The sequence below is a fragment of the Streptomyces sp. NPDC091371 genome (assembly GCF_040684275.1).
In the GTDB taxonomy this organism is placed as follows: domain Bacteria; phylum Actinomycetota; class Actinomycetes; order Streptomycetales; family Streptomycetaceae; genus Streptomyces.
On record NZ_JBFBFP010000039.1, the window covers coordinates 23,552 to 44,956 of the forward strand.

A 21,405-nucleotide genomic window follows, 5' to 3' on the forward strand; every position below is an offset into this window, starting at 1 on the left:
AATCGTGGAAGACAGGGTGCGGGTGGTCATCGCCGAGGACTCAGTGCTGCTGCGCGAGGGCCTGACCCGGCTGCTGACCGACCGGGGGCATGACGTCGTGGCCGGCGTCGGGGACGCGGAAGCCCTGATCAAGACGGTGGCGGAGCTGGCCGCGGAGGACGCGCTGCCCGATGTGGTGGTGGCGGATGTGCGGATGCCGCCGACGCACACCGACGAGGGCGTACGGGCGGCCGTACGCCTGCGCCGCGACCACCCCGGGATAGGGGTGCTCGTCCTGTCGCAGTACGTGGAGGAGCAGTACGCCACCGAACTGCTGGCCGGTTCCACCACCGGGGTGGGCTATCTACTCAAGGACCGGGTGGCCGATGTGCGGGAGTTCCTCGACGCGGTGGTTCGGGTGGCCCGGGGCGGTACCGCCCTGGACCCGGAGGTCGTCGCGCAGCTGCTGGGCCGCAGCCGGAAGCAGGACGTGCTGGCGGGGCTGACCCCGCGGGAGCGCGAGGTGCTCGGGCTGATGGCCGAGGGGCGGACGAATTCGGCCGTGGCGAAGCAGCTGGTCGTGAGCGACGGAGCGGTCGAGAAGCACGTCAGCAACATCTTCATGAAGCTCGGCCTGTCGCCGAGTGACGGGGATCACCGGCGCGTACTGGCCGTCCTCACCTACCTCAAATCTTGATCGACTGACACTCTGTCAGATACGGCAGTTACGGCATACCGGCCGGCCGTCTCAAGGGGCGGCCCGACGGTCCAGAATGTGATCGCTCCCTTGGAAGCCCTCCCCGCCGACGTAGGGTGGGTTTGTGGGGGAGCCCACGCCTCGAAGGAGGTCCAGTTCAGTGACCAGCCAGGTCAGCAGCCCAGCCGAGCAGGCCGACGGGGCTGGGGGTGCGGTTGTCGGTGGACAGCGCACCCCGCCGAGCCCGGGCGGCAAGGAAGTACGCCGTCTCGATCGTGTGATCATCCGCTTCGCGGGTGACTCCGGTGACGGTATGCAGCTCACCGGTGACCGCTTCACCTCGGAGACCGCGTCCTTCGGGAACGACCTCTCCACGCTGCCGAACTTCCCCGCCGAGATCCGGGCGCCCGCCGGAACCCTGCCCGGCGTGTCGTCGTTCCAGCTGCACTTCGCGGACCACGACATCCTCACGCCCGGCGACGCCCCGAACGTGCTCGTCGCGATGAACCCGGCCGCCCTCAAGGCGAACATCGGCGACGTGCCGCGCGGTGCGGAGATCATCATCAACACCGACGAGTTCACCAAGCGCCCGATGGCGAAGGTCGGCTACGAGACCTCCCCGCTGGAAGACGGATCGCTCTCGGCCTACAACATCCACCCGGTCCCGCTGACGACGCTGACCGTGGAGGCGCTGAAGGACTTCGGGCTGTCGCGGAAGGAGGCGGAGCGCAGCAAGAACATGTTCGCGCTCGGCCTGCTGTCGTGGATGTACCACCGGCCGACCGAGGGCACCGAGGCCTTCCTGCGGTCGAAGTTCGCGAAGAAGCCGGAGATCGCCGAGGCGAACATCGTCGCCTTCCGGGCCGGCTGGAACTTCGGGGAGACGACCGAGGACTTCGCGGTCTCCTACGAGGTCGCGCCGGCCACCCGGGCCTTCCCGACCGGTATCTACCGCAACATCTCCGGGAACCTGGCCCTGTCGTACGGCCTGATCGCGGCGGCCCAGCAGGCCGATCTGCCGCTCTACCTGGGCTCGTACCCCATCACCCCGGCCTCGGACATCCTGCACGAGCTGTCCAAGCACAAGAACTTCGGCGTGCGGACCTTCCAGGCCGAGGACGAGATCGCCGGCATCGGTGCCGCGCTGGGTGCCGCGTTCGGCGGGGCCCTCGGCGTGACGACCACCTCCGGTCCGGGCGTGGCGCTGAAGTCCGAGACGATCGGCCTGGCGGTCTCGCTGGAGCTGCCGCTGCTGATCGTGGACATCCAGCGCGGCGGGCCCTCCACCGGTCTGCCGACCAAGACCGAGCAGGCCGACCTGCTCCAGGCCATGTACGGGCGCAACGGCGAGGCCCCGGTCCCGATCGTCGCCCCGAAGACCCCGGCGGACTGCTTCGACGCCGCTCTCGACGCGGCCCGGATCGCCCTCACCTACCGGACGCCGGTCTTCCTGCTCTCCGACGGCTACCTCGCCAACGGCTCCGAGCCGTGGAAGATCCCCGAGGTCACGGAACTGCCGGACCTGAAGGTCCGGTTCGCGACCGGCCCCAACCACGAGCTGGCCGACGGCACCGAGGTGTTCTGGCCCTACAAGCGGGACCCCGAGACCCTGGCCCGGCCGTGGGCCGTCCCGGGCACTCCCGGCCTCGAACACCGCATCGGCGGCATCGAGAAGCAGGACGGCACGGGCAACATCTCGTACGACCCCGCCAACCACGACCTCATGGTCCGTACCCGGCAGGCCAAGATCGACGGCATCCAGGTCCCCGACCTGGAGGTCGACGACCCCGACCACGCGCGCACGCTGGTCCTCGGCTGGGGCTCCACCTACGGCCCCATCACCGCCGCCGTCCGCCGCACGCGGATCGCGGGCCTCCCCGTCGCCCAGGCCCATCTGCGCCACCTGAACCCCTTCCCCAGGAATCTCGGCGAGGTCCTGAAGCGTTACGAGAAGGTAGTGGTGCCGGAGATGAACCTCGGGCAGCTCGCCACCCTGATCCGGGCGAAATACCTGGTCGACGCCCAGTCGTACAACCAGGTCAACGGAATGCCGTTCAAGGCCGAGCAGCTCGCGCAGGTTCTCAAGGAGGCCATCAATGACTGAGGTGACCGACGCCCCGAAGCTGCTTTCGCTGGTCCCGAAGGCCGAGGCCAAGCAGTCCGCCAAGGACTTCAAGTCGGACCAGGAGGTCCGCTGGTGCCCGGGCTGCGGCGACTACGCGGTGCTCGCCGCCGTCCAGGGCTTCATGCCCGAACTGGGACTGGCGAAGGAGAACATCGTCTTCGTCTCCGGCATCGGCTGCTCCTCGCGTTTCCCGTACTACATGAACACGTACGGGATGCACTCGATCCACGGCCGCGCCCCCGCCATCGCCACCGGCCTGGCCACCTCGCGGCGCGACCTGTCCGTCTGGGTCGTCACGGGTGACGGCGACGCGCTGTCCATCGGCGGCAACCACCTCATCCACGCCCTGCGGCGCAACGTCAACCTCAAGATCCTGCTGTTCAACAACCGGATCTACGGGCTGACCAAGGGCCAGTACTCCCCCACCTCCGAGATCGGCAAGATCACCAAGTCCACGCCGATGGGTTCGCTGGACGCGCCCTTCAATCCGGTCTCCCTGGCACTGGGCGCGGAGGCCTCCTTCGTGGCGCGGACGGTGGACTCGGACCGCAAGCACCTCACCGAGGTGCTGCGGCAGGCCGCCGACCACCAGGGCACGGCGCTGGTGGAGATCTACCAGAACTGCAACATCTTCAACGACGGCGCCTTCGAGGTCCTCAAGGACAACAACCAGGCGGCGGAGGCGGTGATCCGGCTGGAGCACGGGCAGCCGATCCGTTTCGGCGTCGACGGGCACAAGGGGGTCGTCCGCGACCAGGCCACGGGCGAGCTGCAGGTCGTCGAGGTCACCCCGGAGAACGAGTCGCGGATCCTGGTCCACGACGCGCAGGCCGCCGGCCCCACCACGGCCTTCGCACTGTCCCGCCTCGCCGATCCGGACACCCTGCACCAGACGCCGATCGGGGTCTTCCGGAGCGTCGAGCGGCCCGTCTACGACACGCTCATGGCCGACCAGCTCGACACGGCCGTCGACCAGAAGGGCAAGGGCGACCTCGGCGCCCTGCTGAGCGGCAACGACACCTGGACCGTCGTCGGGTGACTGAGCACACGAAGCCCGGGCCTCCTTCCCAGGAGGCCCGGGCTTCGTCGTCCCGCCACGGGAATGTCATGAGTATCTCCCCCGAACGGGCATGACATCCGGCCCCTGCGGCGATACCGTCGTGAGGTTGGCCGAAAAGTCGTACAGGAGGGCCCGTGGAGGCACAGAACGAGCAGCGCACGGGTTTGCTGTACGGGTTCGGCGCATACGGGATGTGGGGGCTCGTCCCCCTCTTCTGGCCGTTCCTCAAGCCTTCCGGGGCGGTCGAGATCCTCGCCCACCGCATGGTGTGGTCCCTGGTCGTCGTGGGGCTGGCGCTGCTCGCGGTGCGGCGCTGGGGCTGGATACGGGAGCTCGTCCGCGAGCCCCGCAAGCTCGGCCTGACCGCGCTGGCCGCCTCGGTGATCAGCGTGAACTGGGGCCTGTACATCTGGTCCGTCAACAACGGGCACGTCGTCGAGGCGAGCCTCGGCTACTTCATCAACCCCCTGGTCAGCATCGCCATGGGCGTACTGCTGCTCGGCGAGCGGCTGCGCCGCGCGCAGTGGGTGGCGGTCGGCATCACCTTCATCGCCGTCCTCGTCCTCGCCGTCGGGTACGGCCGGCCGCCGTGGATCTCGCTGGTCCTGGCCTGCTCCTTCGCGACGTACGGGCTGATCAAGAAGAAGCTCAACATGGGCGGCCTGGAATCGCTGGCCGCCGAGACCGCCGTGCTGTTCCTGCCCGCCCTCGGCTACCTGCTGTGGCTGGGCGCGCAGGGCCAGTCCACTTTCACGGCGGACGAGCCGGGGCACGCCACCCTGCTCGCCTCGACCGGGCTCGTCACCGCGATCCCGCTGGTGTTCTTCGGGGCCGCCGCGATCCGGGTCCCGCTGTCCACCCTCGGGCTGCTCCAGTACATGGCGCCGGTGTTCCAGTTCGGGCTCGGCGTGCTGTATTTCCACGAGGCCATGCCGCCCGAGCGCTGGGTGGGCTTCTCGCTGGTCTGGGCCGCGCTCGCCCTCCTGACCTGGGACGCCCTGCGTACGGCGCGGCGGTCGCGGGCGGCGCTCGAAGCCGCGCCCGTGCCCGTCGCCGCTCCGGCGCGCGAACCGGCGTAGCCCTCCGCATCGCGGCGCTGCCCGGCGCCTCCCCGATCCCCACGATCCCCGGTACGAATCACCCGTACCGGGGATCGTCCGTTTTCCGAACTACCCTGACCGAATTGTGGTCTTGACGGACAGTCATACTCTCGCTGAACATCAGGCTCGCACTGACGCACTAACGCTCACCCGCTCGATACCGCTCGTTCCGTTTCATCCCCGCGGAATCCCGGAGCCCCCACATGAGCCTGTCCGTCTCCCGGCGTCTTGCTGCCGTGACCGCCCTCGCGGTCGCGGGCCTGTTCGCCGCCACCGCCCCCGCCGCACTCGCCGCCCCCACGGCGGTCGCCGCGGCCCCCACTCCCCCCGACATCCCGCTGGCCAACGTCAAGGCCCACCTGTCGCAGCTCTCGACCATCGCCGCCAACAACGGCGGGAACCGGGCCCACGGCCGGACCGGTTACAAGGCGTCGATCGACTACGTGAAGGCCAAGCTCGACGCGGCCGGCTTCACCACCACCCTGCAGACCTTCACCTCCAGCGGCGCCACCGGCTACAACCTGATCGCCGACTGGCCGGGCGGCGACCCGAACTCGGTCCTGATGGCCGGCGCACACCTGGACTCGGTGTCCTCGGGCGCCGGCATCAACGACAACGGCTCCGGCAGCGCGGCCGTGCTGGAGACCGCGCTCGCCGTGTCCCGCGCCCAGCTCCAGCCGACGAAGCACCTGCGCTTCGGCTGGTGGGGCGCGGAGGAGCTGGGCCTGATCGGGTCGAAGTACTACGTCAACCAGCTCCCGACGGCCGAGCGCGCGAAGTTCGCCGGCTACCTGAACTTCGACATGATCGGCTCGCCGAACCCGGGCTACTTCGTCTACGACGACGACCCGACGATCGAGCAGACCTTCAAGAACTACTTCGCCGGCCTCGGCGTCCCGACCGAGATCGAGACCGAGGGCGACGGCCGCTCCGACCACGCCTCCTTCAAGAACGCGGGCATCCCCGTCGGCGGCCTGTTCACCGGCGCCAGCAACACCAAGACCTCGGCCCAGGCGCAGAAGTGGGGCGGCACGGCCGGTCAGGCCTTCGACCGCTGCTACCACTCCTCCTGCGACAACACGGCGAACATCAACGACACCGCCCTGGACCGCAACTCGGACGCCGTCGCCTACGCGATCTGGACCCTCGGCACAGCCGTCCCGGTCCCGCCGGGCCCGTCCTTCGAGAACACGGCGGACGTGAGCATCCCGGACTACCCGGCCGCCGCGGTGAACTCGCCGATCACGGTCTCGGGCGTCACGGGCAACGCGCCGGCCACGACCAAGGTCGACGTGAACATCGTCCACACCTACCGCGGTGACCTGGTGGTCGACCTGGTGGCCCCGGACGGCACGGTCTACAACCTGCACAACCGCAGCGGCGGCAGCGCCGACAACCTCGTCCAGTCGTACACCGTCAACGCCTCCAGCGAGGTCGCGAACGGGGTGTGGAAGCTCCAGGTGAAGGACACGGCCGCACAGGACGTCGGCTACATCAACAGCTGGAAGATCACCTTCTGACCGACGGCGGCACACCCGGGCCCCGGTGCGATCCCCTCGGACCGCACCGGGGCCTCCGCGCCCCCGCTACGCGTCCTCCGCGGCCGCCCGCAGCGAGGCCGACAGGGGTTCCTCCATGCGGGCGCGCAGCTCGCGCGCCACCGCCGCGACGTCCGCGCGGCCCAGTTTCGCCGCCTCCACCAGATCGCCGAGCTCCTCCGGCGAGGGCAGCTGCTTGGCCCCGGCGACGCGCAGGTACGAGCGGGTCGCGGCGGCCGCGTAGAACTCGTTCATCGGGGATTCCAGCGCCGGGCACACCGCGAGGGTGTGCAGAAACGCGGCGGCCCGCCACGCGGTGTCCGGGGCGGGCTGTTCGGGCACCAGGACGAGGTCGTTCTGGTGCCGGGCGACCGCTGCGGCCACCCCGGAGGGATCCCACACGGCGGGATCGGACGGGAGGTGGTGGGCCAGCGCGGTCCACGCCCACTCCATGGTGATCTTCAATTGCCGAACCGCTCCTGGAAGTAGCCCCAGTGGTCCGCGAACTCCTCGATGCCGGAGAGGAAGTTCTTCCGGTCCTCGTCGAGTTCGCGTTCCGTGACCTCGGTGATCAGCGCGGTGACCGTGGTCCCCAACGCCGCCGCACGTGCCTTCAGACGTTCATGGAACTCTTCGTCCAGGCGGATGGTCACGTGTCTCGACATCCCACCACCGTACAGCGGGTGTGCTGTACGCGAGAGGGGAACGGCAGAAGGGTGGGCCGGGACACAGTCCCGGCCCACCCTTCGAACGTCTTCGCGACGCGCTGTTACTTGTCGGCGTCGGCCGCCTTCACCAGCGCGTCCTTGGTCACGGCGCCGACGTAGACCTTGCCGTCGTCCGTGATCAGGGCGTTGACCAGGCGGGTCGACAGGACGCGGCCCCCACCGAACGAGCCGCTGACCTTGTCGCCGAGCGAGTTGAGGAACTGCTTGGCCTCCTTCGGCGCGTTCTTGTCGTTCGCCGAGTTCTCAAGGTCCTTGAGGCCCTTGCCGGCGCCCGAGTCGATGCGCGCGATGGTCGCCCAGCCCTCGCCGAGGACCTTCACGTCGCCGCCCTTGCCGTTCGCCCCGCCCATCAGGCCGCCGAAGCCCGGGAAGGAGTCCAGCGCCTTCCAGTGCTCGTCCCGCCCGGCCTTGCCGGCCTCGCTCCCGCCCTCGGTCACCTTGGCGCCCTTCGGCGCGTTGAAGACGAAGGTGTCGGCGGACGGCTTGGCGAAGTCCACCTTGGTGAAGCCCGCTTCGACGATCGGCTTGCCGCCCTGGCTGGAGAGCAGCTGCACCCGCAGCGGCACGCCGTTCTTCGCGTCGACCGCGATCTGCACCGAGCCGACCGTGGAGCCGCTCTGCTTGGGCTTGAGCACCAGCTGGTAGGCGTCCCGGCCGGCCACCTGCGCGGTGTCGCCGACGGTGACGTCCGTGGTCGGGCCGGCGGCCTTCAGGACGTCCTGGGCGAGCTGCTGCGGAGAGGCCGCGAGCCGGCCGGCCTCCTCGTGCCCGGCACCCGCGTCGGCGTTCTTCTCGTGGAAGACCTCGTTCGACTTGGAGTCGTACCCCCACACGTCGGCGCCGTTGTGGATGAGGCTGTACTCGTCCTTGCCGTCGAGGAAGGTCAGCTTCTGCCGGTCCGGGCCGTCCGCGGCGACGCGGAAGGTGTGCGTGCCGTTCGCCAGCTGGGCGACCTTGTCCTCCGGGTTGGCCGAGCCTCCCGCGACACCGCCGCCGCCGAGCAGGCCCGTCGCGAGCTTCGGCAGGCCCAGGTCGGTACTGATCTTGGCGGTGCCGGACAGCTGCTGCACGTCGGAGGCCGCGATCTTCTCGATCAGCTGCTGCGCCGTCACCTTCGGCAGGTCGGGTCCCCCGGCGTTGGCGAAGGCCGGGACCATCGCCACGGTCGCCGCGGCCACTCCTGCCACCGCAACCGGTACGGCGTACCGGGCGGCCTTGCGAGAAGTGTTCGTGTTCGCTGCCATGTCACTGCCCTGCCCTCTGTGTCCAAGGCGGCGACCCCCGTGTCGCCGCACTCACCCGATCTGGTGGGGTTGATGACTCCATCTGACCAAAACGGCGGGGCTGGGGCGTCACCCCCCGGACGCAACTGCGCGTACGACCGTGGGATGACACGGGAAGGGCCCTCCTCCCCCGACCCGTAGGGGTCGACGGGGCGGAAGGGCCCGTTCCACTGCTGCGGGTGCGGTACGCGCTACCCGGCGCGGTGCACCACCGCGTCGCAGAGTTCCTCCAGCGCCGACTTGGCGAAGCACTCGGGCAGCGGCGCGAGCATGGCCCGCGCGTCCTCCGCGTACCGGATGGTGTCGCGGCGGGCCTGCTCCAGGGCCGGGTGCGACCGCAGCCGGGTGAGCACCTCGGCGTGGCGGGCGTCGTCCGAGAGGTCTCCGTCGAGGAGTCGTACGAGCTCCAGGTCGGCCGGGTCGCCGCCCTGTGCGGCCATCTCCCGCAGCCGCAGTACGGGCAGGGTCGGGATGCCCTCGCGCAGGTCGGTGCCCGGGGTCTTGCCGGACTCGTGGGCGTCGGAGGCGATGTCGAGGACGTCGTCGGCGAGCTGGAAGGCGGTGCCGAGCCGTTCGCCGTACTGGGTCAGGATGTCGACGACGGACTCGTCGGCGCCGGACATCAGCGCGCCGAAGCGGCCGGAGACGGCGATCAGCGAGCCGGTCTTGCCGGCGATGACGTCGAGGTAGTGCGCGACGGGGTCGCGGCCGTCGCGCGGGCCGGCCGTCTCCAGGATCTGGCCCGTCACCAGCCGCTCGAAGGCCTCGGCCTGGATGCGTACGGCCTCGGGGCCGAGGTCGGCCAGGATGTGCGAGGCGCGGGCGAACAGGAAGTCACCCGTCAGGACGGCCACCGAGTTGCCCCAGCGGGTGTTGGCGCTCTCGACCCCGCGGCGCACGTCCGCCTCGTCCATGACGTCGTCGTGGTAGAGCGTGGCGAGGTGCGTGAGCTCCACCACGACGGCGGAGGGCACGATCCCCGGCGCGTACGGATCGCCGAATTGGGAGGCGAGCATCACGAGCAGCGGCCGGAAGCGCTTGCCTCCGGCGCGCACGAGGTGCTGCGCGGCTTCGGTGATGAAGGGGACTTCGCTCTTGGTGGCTTCCAGCAGACCCGCCTCGACAGCGGCCAGTCCGGCCTGGAGATCGGTCTCAAGAGCCTGGTCCCGCACGCTCAGTCCGAACGGCCCGACGACGGTCACGAGGGGTACTCCTGTCTGCTGACGATCACACTGACGATCACCTGGATTGTCGACGTGTCGCTGCCATCACTCAACCCAGCGTATCGGGTCCGTTTTCGATCACAGAGAGGGCCCGTCCGGCGCCACCCGCGCACTGTCCGAACCGTACCGGTATGTTCTTGAGGAGCCGAAACAACCGGAGAATGCGTTTTGTCCAGAATCTCGACCGATATAGACGAGCCCGCGGATCCGCCGGAGGACCAGCCGCCGCCCAGCGACGACCATGCCTTCCTGGGCCACCCCCGGGGCCTCGCCACGCTCTCCGGACTGGAGGTCTGGGAGCGTTTCTCGTTCCTGGGCATGCAGGCCATCCTCGTCCTCTACTTCGCGGACACGGTGGCGAACGGCGGCCTGGGCATGGACCCGGGCACCGCGGCCTCCGTATCGGCGGCCTACGGGACCATGGTCTACCTCGTCTCCGTCGCGGGCGGGTGGCTCGCCGACCGCATCCTCGGTTCCTACCGGGCCGTGCTGTGGGGCGGCATCCTGATCGCATGCGGCCACTACGCGATGGCCGTGCCGACCGCCGCGATGACCTGGGTGGGCCTCGGCCTGATCAGCGCGGGCACCGGCCTGCTCAAGCCGAACGTGGCCAGCATGGTCGGCAAGCTGTACCGGACGGACGACGAGCGGCGCGACGCCGGCTTCGCCCTCTACTACATGGGCATCAACATCGGCGCCTTCGCCGGACCCCTGATCACCGGCTGGCTCGGCGAGCACAAGGGCTGGCACTGGGGCTTCTCCGCCGCCGCCATCGGGATGACCGCGGGCCTGATCCAGTACGTGCTGGGCCGCCGCCACCTGGCCGGACGCAAGCATTCGGCAGAGTTCGAGCTCGCCCCCGACGCGATGCGCTCCGCCGTGACGAAGATCATCGCCGGCTGCCTCGGCTTCGCCGTGCTCGCCACCCTGCTGGCGGTCGCCGGGTGGCTGACGATGGACCGCTTCGTCGACCTCCTCACCCTCGTCTCGGTGATCGCCCCGGCCGTCTACTTCGCGATCATGTTCCGCAGCCCCCGGGTGACACCCGAGGAGCGCGGGCGGCTGCGTCCGTACGTGGTCCTCTTCCTGGCCTCGGTCGCCTTCAACTTCATCCTCTTCCAGGCCTACTCGACGATGATGCTGCTGGCCTCGACCAACGCCCGCACCGAGATCCTCGGCTTCCACTTCCCGGCGAGCTGGTACGCCTCCGCGCTCGGCGCCTTCGAGGTGCTGCTCGCCCCCGTCGTCGCCGCGCTGTGGGTCCGGATGGGGCCCCGCCAGCCGCACGCCTCGAACAAGATCGCCATCGGTGTGATCCTGGGCGGCCTGTCCTTCCTGCTGATGGTGATCCCGACGTCGGGACACGGCGGGGACGCCTACAAGATGGCCGCCTGGTGGATCGTCGGCTCCTACCTGCTGCTCGGCCTCGGCGACGTCCTGCTGGAGACCTCGGGCATGTCGGCCACCACCAAGCTCGCGCCGAAGGCGTTCAGCAGCCAGACCATGGCCCTGTGGTTCCTCTCGCTGGCACTGGCCAACGGCATCCAGGCGCAGGTGGTCAAGCTCTACGGCGAGGTGTCCAACCCCGTGTACTTCGGAGTCAACGGCGCCGTCGCGGTCGCCGTGGGCCTGGCCGTGATCGCGCTCGCGCCGTGGCTGCGGCGCACGATGCACCCCGTCCACTGAGGTGGTTGTCGAATGATCATCCGCACCGAATTCCCGTACGGGACCGCCCACGAGGATGTGCGGATCCCGCTGCCCGACGGCGTCGAGCTGTACGCGCGGATCTGGCGCCCGGTCACGGACGAGCCGGTTCCGGCGCTGCTGGAGTACCTCCCGTACCGGCTCACCGACTGGACCGCGCCGCGCGACTGGCAGCGCCACCCCTGGTACGCGGGCCACGGCTACGCCTCCGTACGGGTGGACGTGCGCGGCCACGGGTGCAGCGGGGGCCGCCCCGGCGACGAGTACGACGCCCGCGAACTGGCCGACGGGGTCGCCGTGGTGGAGTGGCTGGCGGCGCAGCCGTGGTGCACGGGGTCGGTGGGCATGTTCGGGATCTCCTGGGGCGGCTTCAACTCCCTCCAGATCGCCGCCCTGGCCCCCGAACCGCTGAAGGCGATCGTCACCGTCTGCTCGACCGACGACCGCTACGACAACGACGTGCACTACATGGGCGGCTCGGTGCTGGCCGTGGACATGCACGCGTGGGCCGCGACCATGCTCGCCTTCGCCTCCCGCCCGCCGGACCCCCGGTTCGTCGGCGACGGCTGGCGCGAGCAGTGGCTGGACCGGCTGGAATCGGTCGAGCCCCTGATCCACACCTGGCTCTCCCACCAGACCCGCGACGACTACTGGCGCCACGGCAGCGTCTGCGAGGACTACTCGGCGATCGGCGCGGCCGTCCTCGCCGTGGGCGGCTGGCACGACCCGTACCGGGACACCGTGCTCCGGCTGGTCTCCGCGCTGCCCGCGTCGCGCGTCCGCGGCCTGATCGGTCCCTGGTCCCACCAGTACCCCGACCGGGGGCTCCCGCCGGGCCCGGCGATCGGCTTCCTCCAGGAGACCCTGCGCTGGTGGGACCACTGGCTGAAGGGCGTCGACAACGGCGTGATGGGCGAGCCGCTGCTGCGCTCCTGGATCAGCGACTCGCACCCGCCCGCCACCGTGTACGAGGAGCTCCCGGGCCGCTGGGTCGCGGACAAGTCCTGGCCGTCGGCGTGGGTCGTCCCCGTCCCGTACGGGCTCCAGGGCGAGCCGGTGCTCGTCGCCTCCCCGCAGCACACCGGGCTGGACGCGGGCCGGTTCTTCCCCTTCGGCAACGACGCCGACCTGCCGCCGGACCAGCGGGAGGAGGACGCGAAGTCGGCGTGCTTCGAGTTCCCGGTGGCGCCCGGCGAACCGGTCGAGATCCTGGGCCGCCCCTCGGTGACGCTCCGGCTGCGCATGGACGTCCCGTACGGGCAGGTCGTGGCCCGGCTGTGCGACGTGGCCCCCGACGGCTCCTCGACCCTGGTCACCCGGGGCGCGCTGAACCTCTCGGCGCGGCAGGGCCGGGACAAGGCGGTGCCCTGGCCGGTGGGCTCGTACGAGGACGTCACCTTCGAGCTGAACGGCATCGGCCACTCCTTCCCGCCCGGCCACCGCATCCGCCTCGCTCTCTCCTCCGCGTACTGGCCGTGGATCTGGCCGCGGGCCGGCTCCGAGGCCGGCTGGACCGTGGACCCTGCGGGCAGCCTCCTGACCCTCCCGGTCCGCGCCTCCTCCCCCGCCGACGAGGGGATCGTCTTCGAGGCGCCGGAGCAGTCGGAGCCGCTGGGCGTCTCCTTCCCGGCCACGCTGGACGACCCCCGCCCGGAACGGCTGGTCGTACGGGACGTCGCGCGCGGGGTGTGGCGGCTGGAGGTGGACCCGCGGTACGGGGGCACGCGGGTGTACCCGGACGGGCTGGAGTACGCCGAGGACGCGGCGGAGGAGTACGAGATCGCCGACGGGGACCCGCTGTCGGCGCGGACGCGCTCGGAGTGGCGGATCCGGCTCCACCGGCCGGAACTCGGCTGGGACGCGCGGGTGGAGACCCGGTCGGAGGTCTCGTGCGACGCGGGCGGCTTCGTCACGTCGAACGAGGTGGTGTGCCGGGAGGGCGACGAGGTGGTCTTCCACCGCACGTGGGAGCGCCGGCTGCCGCGCACGGCCGGCTAGCCGGTGACCAGGGCCTCCAGGGCGGGGACCGTTTCGGCCGGGGTGGGCAGGGCGGCGTTCTCCGCCCGGAGGCGGGTCGCGGCCTCGCGCAGGGCCTGGTCGGCGACGAGACGCTCGAGAAGCGGGGAGTTCACCTCGTCGGAGGCGGACCGCAGGCCGGCGCCGGTCGCGGTGAGGGCATCGGCGTTGGTGAAGTGGTCGGCGCCCTGCGGGAGCAGGAGCTGGGGCAGGCCGGCCTGCAGGGCGGTGAGCAGGGTGCCGGAGCCGCCGTGGTGGACCAGCGCGTCGGAGGCGGTCAGCAGCTCGGCGAGCGGGACCCAGGGCAGCGGGCGGACGTTGTCCGGGAGGGTGCCGAGCGGGGTGAGGTCGGCGTCGCCGACGGCGAGCAGGAACTCGGCGTCCACCGAGGCGGCGGCCTCGATCAGGCGGACGATGGCGCGGACGCCGTCCAGCTCGGTGAGCACGGTGCCCAGGGTGACGGCGACGCGCGGACGGGTGCCGCGGCGGAGCAGCCGGGCCGGGACGGTGCCGCCGCCGTTGTAGGGGAGGTAGCGCATCCGCAGGCCGCCCGGGTCGCCGCCGAGGGAGGCGGGGACGATGTTCAGCGCGGTGGGCTCGGCGGGGCCGGCCACTCCGTACGTCTCGTACGCCTCGGTGAAGTTGGCGGCGCCCCGGCCGACCATGGCGAGGCCGGAGGTGACGCCGAAGTTCTGGACCACCGACGGGATCTTGAGCTTGGCCGCGACCAGCGGGGCGGAGGCCTGGAAGGAGTCGTGGACCAGCAGGTCGGCGCGCCAGCTGTCGGCGGCCTCCAGCAGGCCGTCCACGGTGGAGCGGGAGACGAGCGCGAAGATGCGGGCCGCCCTGTCGAGGATCTCGTCCGTGGTCATGTCGGGGGAGACGTAGCGCACCTCCTCGCCGGTCGACTGCTCGAACACCTCCCTGACACTGCGGCCGTCACCGATCTCGACGATCGGAAAACCGGCCTGGCGGAGCTGGTCCAGCGGCTGCGAACCCGCGAACAGCACCTCGTGGCCGGCGGCGCGCAGGGCCTGCGCGGTCGGGATCATCGGGAAGAGGTGGCCGGCCGCGGCCGGTCCGGTGAAGAGGATGCGCACGGGTTCTCCCTGCCGTTGTCCTGCCGGTCACTTCTGTGAACTGCCGGGCGGGCAGAGGAGGTTCCCCTGCGGGGATCGATAATCAGACATTCTGGGGCGCGGCGGGTCAGCCGCCCGGGCGGGCGGCCCCTGGCGAGGCTGAATGCGGCGCTACGCGAACAGTCGCTCCAGGACCACCGCGATGCCGTCCTCCTCGTTCGAGAGCGTGACCTCGTCGGCGACGGCCACCAGCTCGCGGTGGGCGTTCGCCATCGCCACCCCCCGGGCGGCCCACGCGAACATCGGGATGTCGTTCGGCATGTCCCCGAACGCGATCGTCGACGCGGCCGGCACCCCCAGCACGGCGGCCGCCCGGGCCAGGCCGCTCGCCTTGTCGATGCCCGGCGGCTGGAGTTCCACCGTGTGCTCCCCCGCCATGGTGACGTTCACCAGGTCCCCGACCACCGCCCGCGCCACCCGCGTCAGCTCGTCGTCGTCCAGCTCCGGATGCTGGAGCAGGACCTTGTTGATCGGCGAGGCCCACAGGTCGCCGCGCCGCGCCACCCGCACCGTCGGCAGGTGCGGGTGCCACATCCGGTAGCCCGGCCCTATCAGCATCTCGGCGTCCACGCCCTCCTGGTTGACCGCCGCGTACACCTCGCCGATCTCCGCCTCGATCTTGCCGAGGGCCACCTCGGCCAGTTCCCGGTCCATGGAGACGGAGTGCAGCAGGCTCCCGCGCGCCGCGTCGTACACCTGCGCGCCCTGCCCGCACACCGCGAGCCCCGTGTAGCCGAGGCCGTCCAGGACGTGCCGGACCTGCGGGACGGGGCGGCCGGTGACGATGATGTGCTGGGCGCCGGCCGCGCGGGCCGTGGCGAGCGCCTCGTACGAGCGGGCGGAGACGGTGTCTCCGGCACGCAGCAGAGTCCCGTCCAGGTCAGTGGCGATCAAGGCATAGGGGAGGGCCTGAGGCAGGGCGGAAGTCACCCCGCCAAGGATACGGACCCCCTCGGACAAGTCCTACAAATAGCGCCCGAATCCGGCCTCCCGCACGCCCCACCAGCCACGTAACGTGTCAACCAGCCTCCGGGACACCCCCGGACCGCGTCGAAAGCGAGGCAGCACCCCATGCCCCAGCAGAGCCCCCTCGATCTCGCCGAGGGCGACCCGTTCGGGCCGCACAACCTCCCCTACGGCGTCTTCTCGACCGCCGGGGACGACCGGCGCCGGATCGGCGTGCGGATCGGCGGACACGTCCTCGACGCGGGGGCGGCCGCCGTCGCGCTCGGCTCTCCGTACGCCGGGCTGCTCGGGCAGTCCTCCCTCAACCCGCTGCTGGCCGCCGGGCACACCGCCTGGCGCGACGTGCGCCGCGCGCTGACCGCGTGGGTCACCGACCCCGGCCACCGCCCCACCGTGGAGCCGCACCTCACGCCCCTCGACGAGGTCACGCTGCACCTGCCGTACGAGGTCGCCGACTACGTCGACTTCTACGCGAGCGAGCACCACGCCACCAACGTGGGGAAGATGTTCCGGCCCGACGGGGACGCGCTGACCCCCAACTGGAAGCACCTGCCCATCGGTTACCACGGCCGCTCGGGCACCATCGTGGTGTCCGGCACGGACGTCGTACGGCCCTCCGGGCAGCGCAAGGCGCCCACCGACCCTGCGCCCGTCTTCGGGCCTTCGGTCAAGCTCGACATCGAGGCCGAGGTCGGCTTCATCGTCGGCACCCCGTCCGAGCTGGGCTCCCCGGTGGCGCTGGGCGACTTCGAGGAGCACGTCTTCGGGCTGTTCCTGCTCAACGACTGGTCGGCGCGCGACATCCAGGCCTGGGAGTACGTGCCGCTCGGCCCCTTCCTCGGCAAGTCCTTCGCGACCTCCGTCTCCGCCTGGGTCACCCCGCTGGAGGCCCTGGACGCGGCCCGCGTGGCCCCGCCCGCGCGGGACTTCCCGCTCCAGCCCTACCTCGACGACTCGGACGCCGAGCGCCCCGGCGGCTTCGACCTGCGCATCACCGTCTCCATCAACGGGCAGGAGGTGGCGCAGCCGCCGTTCGCCTCCATGTACTGGACCGCGGCCCAGCAGCTCGCGCACATGACGGTCAACGGCGCCTCCCTGCGCACGGGTGACGTGTACGGCTCGGGCACCGTCAGCGGCCCCGAGGTCGGCCAGCGCGGTTCCCTGCTGGAGCTGACCTGGAACGGCCGCGACGCCATCGAGCTCGCCGACGGCAAGCGCACCTTCCTGGAGGACGGCGACACCGTCACCCTCACCGCGTGGGCCCCGGGCCCGGACGGCACCCGCGTCGGCCTCGGCGAGGTCACCGGCCGCATCGTGGGATCGCGGTAGTCCGAAGGGTGGGCGGCGGGGTGGCGGATCTTCTCGCCACCCCGCCGAAATAGCAGGTCAGAGCCCTGCCTCCGGAGCCTCCGGTGGCGCAATACTGCTGCAACACCACTGCCGCCGCGCCGCCGGTACGTTCCCTGCCATGCCAGCCGAACGCACCGCCACGCACACCGTCCCGGCCGCCGCCGCCGCGCGTCGGCGGCGGCTGCGCGCGGACCAGGCGCGCCAGCTCGCCGACCTGCTGCGGCACCAGATCCTGGCGGGCGGCTACCCCGGCGGGGTCCTCCCCCTGGAGAACGCCCTGGCCGCCGACTACGGGGCCGGCCGCAACACCGTCCGCCAGGCCCTCGGCCTGCTGCGCGGAGAGGGGCTGGTGGAGCGCCGCCCCGGCCTCGGCACCGTCGTCGTCTGCGAGAAGTACCCGCACGGCCTGGACCGCCTCCAGGGCCTGGCCGAAACCCTGCACGAGCACGGCCGGGTGACCAACGAGGTCCGCACCGCCGGCCCCGTCCCCGCCCCCGCCCCGGTCGCCGGCCGCCTCGGCCTGCCCGAGCACTCCGAAGTGCTCTACATCGAACGGCTGCGCCGCCTGAACGGGCTGCCGCTCTCCCTCGACCTCACCTACGTCCCCATGGACATCGGCGCCGGACTGCTGGGCTGCGACCTGGAGAACACCGACGTCTTCCGGCTCCTGGAGCAGCTCACCGGCCGGCCGCTCGGCCACGCCGAGATCACCCTGGAGGCCGTCAACGCCGACGCGCACTCCGCCGCCGTCCTGCAGGCCCCGCGCGGGGCCGCCGTACTGATGCTGGAGCGGCTCACCCATCTGGGCGACGGCCGTCCCGTGGACCTGGAGTTCATCCGCTTCCGCGGCGACCGGATCACCATGAGCGGCCTGCTGCGCCGCTCCCTCTGACCCCTGCGTTCCCCCCTTTCCTGGAGACAGCCATGCCTCTGGTCCCCCAGCGCGGCGACGTGCCCGTGACCATCGACGAGTCCCTGTGCATCGACGGCTGCACCCTCTGCGTCGACATGTGCCCGCTCGACTCGCTCGCGATCCGCGAGGAAGACGGCAAGGCGTACATGCACGTGGACGAGTGCTGGTACTGCGGCCCGTGCGCCGCGCGCTGTCCCACCGGCGCCGTGACCGTCAACATGCCCTACCTGCTCCGGTGAAAGGCCCGATCCCCATGCGTACGAAGGCTCTCGCTCCCGCGCTCGTCCTGCTCCTCGCCCCGCTCGCCACCGCCTGCGGCGGCGACGCTTCGGGGGCGTCCGGCGGGAAAACGGTCACCGTGACCGTCGGCTACCAGTCCAAGACCATCAACACCGTCACCGCCGGCACCCTGCTGCGCTCCCTCGGCCACTTCGAGCAGGAGCTCGCGGCGCGCGGCCAGGAGGACGGCGTCGCCTACAAGGTCGACTGGCAGGACTACGCGACCGGCGCGCCGATCACCGCGCAGATGACGGCCGGAAAGGTCGACATCGGTTCGATGGGCGACTTCCCGCTGCTGCTCAACGCGGCGCGCGGCAAGGAGCTCGGCCAGCCCACCCACCTCGTCTCCGTGACCGGCTACAACCTGCGCGGCGGCCTCAACACCGTGGTCACCGCGCCGGATTCGAAGCTGGAGTCGCTCGCCGACCTGCGCGGGAAGAAGGTGTCGACGAGCGTCGGCTCCGCCGCCGACGGGACCCTCGTACGGGCTCTGCAGCGCGCCGGCATCGACCCGGAGAGCGGCATCCAGAAGCTCAACCAGCAGCCCAGCGTGGGCGCCTCGGCCCTCCAGGCGGGCAGCGCGGACGCGCTGTCGCAGTTCGTGGCCTGGCCCGGGCAGCTGGCCTTCGAGGGGAAGGCGAAGGCCCTGTACGACGGCGCCGAGCTGAACCTGCCGACCTTCCACGGGGTCACCGTGCGCGAGAAGTTCACGAAGGAGCGGCCCGGCGTGCTGGAGGCGTTCCTGCGGGCGCAGCGCAAGGCCACCGAGTACCTGCGGACGGAGCCGGTGGCGGCCGCGGAGTCGGTGGCGAAGGAGACGGGGCTGCCCCCGGAGGTGGTGTACCTCTACAACGGCGCGAACGGCATCGCGACCTTCGACCCGGCCCTGCGCCCGGAGCTGATAGACGCGCTGAAGCAGGACGTGCCGGTGCTGAAGGCCGCCAAGCTGGTCGGCGACGTCGACGTCGACGGCTTCGTGGACCCCGAGCCGCTGAAGCGGGCGACGCGCGACGCCGCCGAGTACCCGAAGGCGACGGCCGCCCGCTCCGAGCTGTGGCTGAAGGGCCAGACCCTGACGCGGAAGTTCGACTCCCCGCGCGAGCTGCTGAAGGCGGCCCGGGGCGCGGACGTCCGGGCGGCGTACGTGCCGGACGCGGTGACGGGCACGCTCTGGTTCGCGGACAAGGCGGTGTGGGTGGCCGAGGGACCGGAGCTGCGCGCCTTCGTCACGCCGGCGGGCGCGAAGTCGTACGTCGACCAGCACGCCGGATCCGGTGCGCGGATCGTGAGCTTCGCCGAGGCCGGGGCCCTCGCCTCATGACGGCCGGACGCCGACTCCTGCGGGCGGCCTCCCTCGGCGCGGCGCTGCTGCTGTGGCAGGGGCTGACCTCCCTGGACGTGAACCTGTGGCTGCGCTTCGAGCAGTTCCCGACGGTGGGCGAGGTCGCGGCGAAGTTCGCGGAACGGGCGGGGACCGGGGCCTTCTGGCAGGACCTGGGTTTCAGCCTCCAGCGGATCGTGGCGGGCTTCGTGCTCGCCGCGGTGCTGGGCGTGGCGGCGGGAACCGCCGTCGCCCGGTCGCGGATCGCGGCCGACCTGCTGGGCCCGCTGGTGGAGGTGCTCCGTCCGATCCCGGCGATCGCACTGGTGCCGGTGGCGATCCTGCTGTTCCCCTCCAACGAGCAGGGGATCGTCTTCATCACCTGGGCGGCCGCCTTCTTCCCGGTGCTGGTCTCGACGCGGCACGCGGTGGCGGCGCTGACCCCGGTGTGGGAGGAGGCGGTGCTGACGATGGGCGGCGGCCGGGCGCGGGTCCTGTTCTCGGTGGTGCTGCCGGGCGCCCTCCCGGGCATCTTCGGCGGGCTCTCGGTGGGCATCGGGGTGTCCTGGATCTGCGTGATCTCCGCCGAGATGATCTCCGGCGAGTACGGCGTCGGCTACCGGACGTGGCAGGACTACACGGTCGTCGACTACCCCGGCGTGTTCGTCGGCATGGCGACCATCGGGGCACTGGGCTGGCTGACCTCCACGGCGGTGGAGCGGGCGGGCCGCCGCCTGACGCGGTGGCTCCCGTCCCGCGGTGCCGGCTCCCCGGCGGGGGGCTTCCCGGCCGGGCCGTCGCGACCCCACCGGCCCGCCCGCAGGGGCACCCCCGGGGCTCAGGCGGGCCCGGCGACCACGGCAACCGCCGAGGCCCGGGTGGCCGAGGCCGGCGCCGCGGCGGGAGCCGCGGCCGAGCGGCCCCGGGGCACACCGGCCGCGAGCACGGCCCACGTCGGCACCGCCGGGAGCGGCGCGGCGGCCGGCTCGGCGGCCGGCTCGGCGGCCGGCTCGGCGGTACGCCGCCGGAGCGTTGCCCGGGCCGCCGCCGTGGGGGCGGCCGGGTCCGGTCCCACGGACACCGCCGAGCCGGAGCCCAACACGACCCGCGACCGAGAGGTGGCCACATGAGCCCGACCAGCACCCCCGCCACCCGCGCCCCGGCCCGCGGGGCGACGCTGGCGCTGCGCGGCGCCCGCCTGGGCCACCGGGGCGACGTGGTCCTCGACGGGTTCGACCTGACCGTCGAAGCCGGCGAGGTGCTGGCCGTCGTAGGCCCCTCCGGATGCGGGAAGTCCACGCTGCTGCGGACCCTGGCCGGGCTGCTGCCGCCGCTCGGCGGGGCGGTCGAGCAGGACGGGCAGCCGGTCTCGGGCCCGTCCGCGGACCGGGCGCTGGTCTTCCAGGACGACGCCCTCCTCCCGTGGCGCACGGCCCGCTCCAACGTGGAACTCCCCCTCGCGATCCGCGCCTCCGCGCGCGGCGGGCCGGCCGACGAGGACGGCGCGGGACGGACCCAAGCGGCGCGGGCCGCCGCGGGCGAGCCGGAGCAGCGGGCCGGGGCCGACCGGGGTGCCGGAGGCGGGCGGGGGTGGCGGCGGCAGGTCGCCGAGGCGTGGCTCGAGCGGGTCGGGCTCGCCGCGCACGCGGACCGGCTGCCGCACCAGCTCTCCGGCGGCCAGCGCCAGCGCGTCCAGCTGGCCCGCGCCCTCGCCGCGCGCCCCCGCGCCGTCCTGATGGACGAGCCGTTCGGCGCGCTCGACGCCCAGACCCGCGCCGAGATGCAGGACCTCCTCGTCGACGTCCTCGCGGGCACCGGGGCGACCGTCGTCTTCGTCACCCACGACGTGGACGAGGCCCTCTTCCTCGGCGACCGCATCGCCCTGCCGGCCACCGGCGAGGTGCTGCGCGTGCCCCTGCCGCGCACCCGGGCGGCCGACCACGCCGCGCTGCGGCAGCAGATCATCAACTCACTCTGAAGGGCC

General features: G+C 71.8%; 18 protein-coding genes and 1 pseudogene. 13 read left to right on the forward strand and 6 right to left on the reverse strand.

Annotated features, from left to right (window positions below; translation table 11 throughout):
* Nucleotides 1-16 precede the first annotated feature (16 nt).
* From AB0O21_RS30805 to AB0O21_RS30825, 5 genes are all read left to right on the forward strand, one after another.
* Entirely contained in the window at nt 17-676 is a 660-nt protein-coding gene (locus tag AB0O21_RS30805; protein ID WP_365176252.1) for a response regulator transcription factor, read from the forward strand.
* Nucleotides 677-836: 160 nt separating this feature from the next.
* Complete coding sequence (locus AB0O21_RS30810; RefSeq protein ID WP_365176169.1) at nt 837-2,780, forward strand: 2-oxoacid:acceptor oxidoreductase subunit alpha; 1,944 nt, start codon at nt 837-839, stop codon at nt 2,778-2,780.
* Between the two features lies 1 nt (nt 2,781).
* Complete coding sequence (locus AB0O21_RS30815) at nt 2,782-3,840, forward strand: 2-oxoacid:ferredoxin oxidoreductase subunit beta (RefSeq protein ID WP_365176254.1); 1,059 nt, start codon at nt 2,782-2,784, stop codon at nt 3,838-3,840.
* 155 nt (nt 3,841-3,995) lie between these two features.
* Complete coding sequence (rarD, locus tag AB0O21_RS30820; protein WP_365176171.1) at nt 3,996-4,940, forward strand: EamA family transporter RarD; 945 nt, start codon at nt 3,996-3,998, stop codon at nt 4,938-4,940.
* A 224-nt stretch (nt 4,941-5,164) separates the two neighbouring features.
* Nucleotides 5,165-6,481 (forward strand): M28 family metallopeptidase, encoded by a 1,317-nt coding sequence (locus tag AB0O21_RS30825; RefSeq protein ID WP_365176173.1) that lies wholly within the window; start codon nt 5,165-5,167, stop codon nt 6,479-6,481.
* Nucleotides 6,482-6,547: 66 nt separating this feature from the next.
* Here the strand turns inward: AB0O21_RS30825 and AB0O21_RS30830 are convergent, their stop codons facing one another.
* From AB0O21_RS30830 to AB0O21_RS30845, 4 genes are all read right to left on the reverse strand, one after another.
* A complete protein-coding gene (locus tag AB0O21_RS30830) occupies nt 6,548-6,964 on the reverse strand; it encodes a hypothetical protein (protein WP_365176175.1) in 417 nt (138 codons plus the stop codon).
* A complete protein-coding gene (locus AB0O21_RS30835; RefSeq protein ID WP_225884906.1) occupies nt 6,961-7,164 on the reverse strand; it encodes a ribbon-helix-helix domain-containing protein in 204 nt (67 codons plus the stop codon). The genes AB0O21_RS30830 and AB0O21_RS30835 overlap by 4 nt, the downstream gene beginning before the upstream one ends.
* A 104-nt stretch (nt 7,165-7,268) precedes the next feature.
* Nucleotides 7,269-8,471 (reverse strand): sigma-E factor regulatory protein RseB domain-containing protein, encoded by a 1,203-nt coding sequence (locus AB0O21_RS30840; protein WP_365176177.1) that lies wholly within the window; start codon nt 8,469-8,471, stop codon nt 7,269-7,271.
* A gap of 230 nt (nt 8,472-8,701) precedes the next feature.
* Nucleotides 8,702-9,712, reverse strand: a complete 1,011-nt coding sequence (locus tag AB0O21_RS30845; RefSeq protein ID WP_365176179.1) for a polyprenyl synthetase family protein — start codon at nt 9,710-9,712, stop codon at nt 8,702-8,704.
* A 189-nt stretch (nt 9,713-9,901) separates the two neighbouring features.
* On the opposite strand from AB0O21_RS30845, the gene AB0O21_RS30850 reads away from it, so the two are divergent.
* A complete protein-coding gene (locus tag AB0O21_RS30850; RefSeq protein WP_365176181.1) occupies nt 9,902-11,419 on the forward strand; it encodes a peptide MFS transporter in 1,518 nt (505 codons plus the stop codon).
* A gap of 12 nt (nt 11,420-11,431) precedes the next feature.
* A complete protein-coding gene (locus AB0O21_RS30855) occupies nt 11,432-13,435 on the forward strand; it encodes a CocE/NonD family hydrolase (RefSeq protein ID WP_365176183.1) in 2,004 nt (667 codons plus the stop codon).
* Here AB0O21_RS30855 and AB0O21_RS30860 read toward each other — a convergent pair.
* Entirely contained in the window at nt 13,432-14,553 is a 1,122-nt protein-coding gene (locus tag AB0O21_RS30860) for a nucleotide disphospho-sugar-binding domain-containing protein (protein ID WP_365176185.1), read from the reverse strand. The two genes, AB0O21_RS30855 and AB0O21_RS30860, sit on opposite strands and share 4 nt — an antisense overlap.
* Nucleotides 14,554-14,703: 150 nt before the next feature.
* The gene (locus tag AB0O21_RS30865; RefSeq protein WP_365176256.1) at nt 14,704-15,510 is read right to left on the reverse strand and encodes an HAD family hydrolase; all 807 of its coding nucleotides are present in this window, start codon (nt 15,508-15,510) and stop codon (nt 14,704-14,706) included.
* A gap of 153 nt (nt 15,511-15,663) precedes the next feature.
* Here AB0O21_RS30865 and fahA point away from each other — a divergent pair, with 153 nt between their 5' ends.
* From fahA to AB0O21_RS30895, 6 genes and pseudogenes are all read left to right on the forward strand, one after another.
* Nucleotides 15,664-16,887, forward strand: coding sequence for a fumarylacetoacetase (gene fahA, locus AB0O21_RS30870; RefSeq protein WP_365176187.1), 1,224 nt, complete (start codon nt 15,664-15,666; stop codon nt 16,885-16,887).
* Nucleotides 16,888-17,026: 139 nt separating this feature from the next.
* Nucleotides 17,027-17,800: a GntR family transcriptional regulator gene (locus AB0O21_RS30875; protein ID WP_365176189.1), complete on the forward strand. Its 774-nt coding sequence runs from the start codon at nt 17,027-17,029 to the stop codon at nt 17,798-17,800.
* Between the two features lie 32 nt (nt 17,801-17,832).
* Nucleotides 17,833-18,060 (forward strand): ferredoxin family protein, encoded by a 228-nt coding sequence (locus AB0O21_RS30880; protein WP_365176191.1) that lies wholly within the window; start codon nt 17,833-17,835, stop codon nt 18,058-18,060.
* A 14-nt stretch (nt 18,061-18,074) separates the two neighbouring features.
* A complete protein-coding gene (locus tag AB0O21_RS30885; protein WP_365176193.1) occupies nt 18,075-19,421 on the forward strand; it encodes an ABC transporter substrate-binding protein in 1,347 nt (448 codons plus the stop codon).
* Nucleotides 19,418-20,173, forward strand: a pseudogene (locus AB0O21_RS30890) (ABC transporter permease); the annotation flags it as partial. The gene AB0O21_RS30885 and the pseudogene AB0O21_RS30890, both read left to right, overlap by 4 nt.
* Nucleotides 20,174-20,547: 374 nt before the next feature.
* The gene (locus AB0O21_RS30895) at nt 20,548-21,399 is read left to right on the forward strand and encodes an ABC transporter ATP-binding protein (RefSeq protein WP_365176195.1); all 852 of its coding nucleotides are present in this window, start codon (nt 20,548-20,550) and stop codon (nt 21,397-21,399) included.
* Nucleotides 21,400-21,405 lie beyond the last annotated feature (6 nt).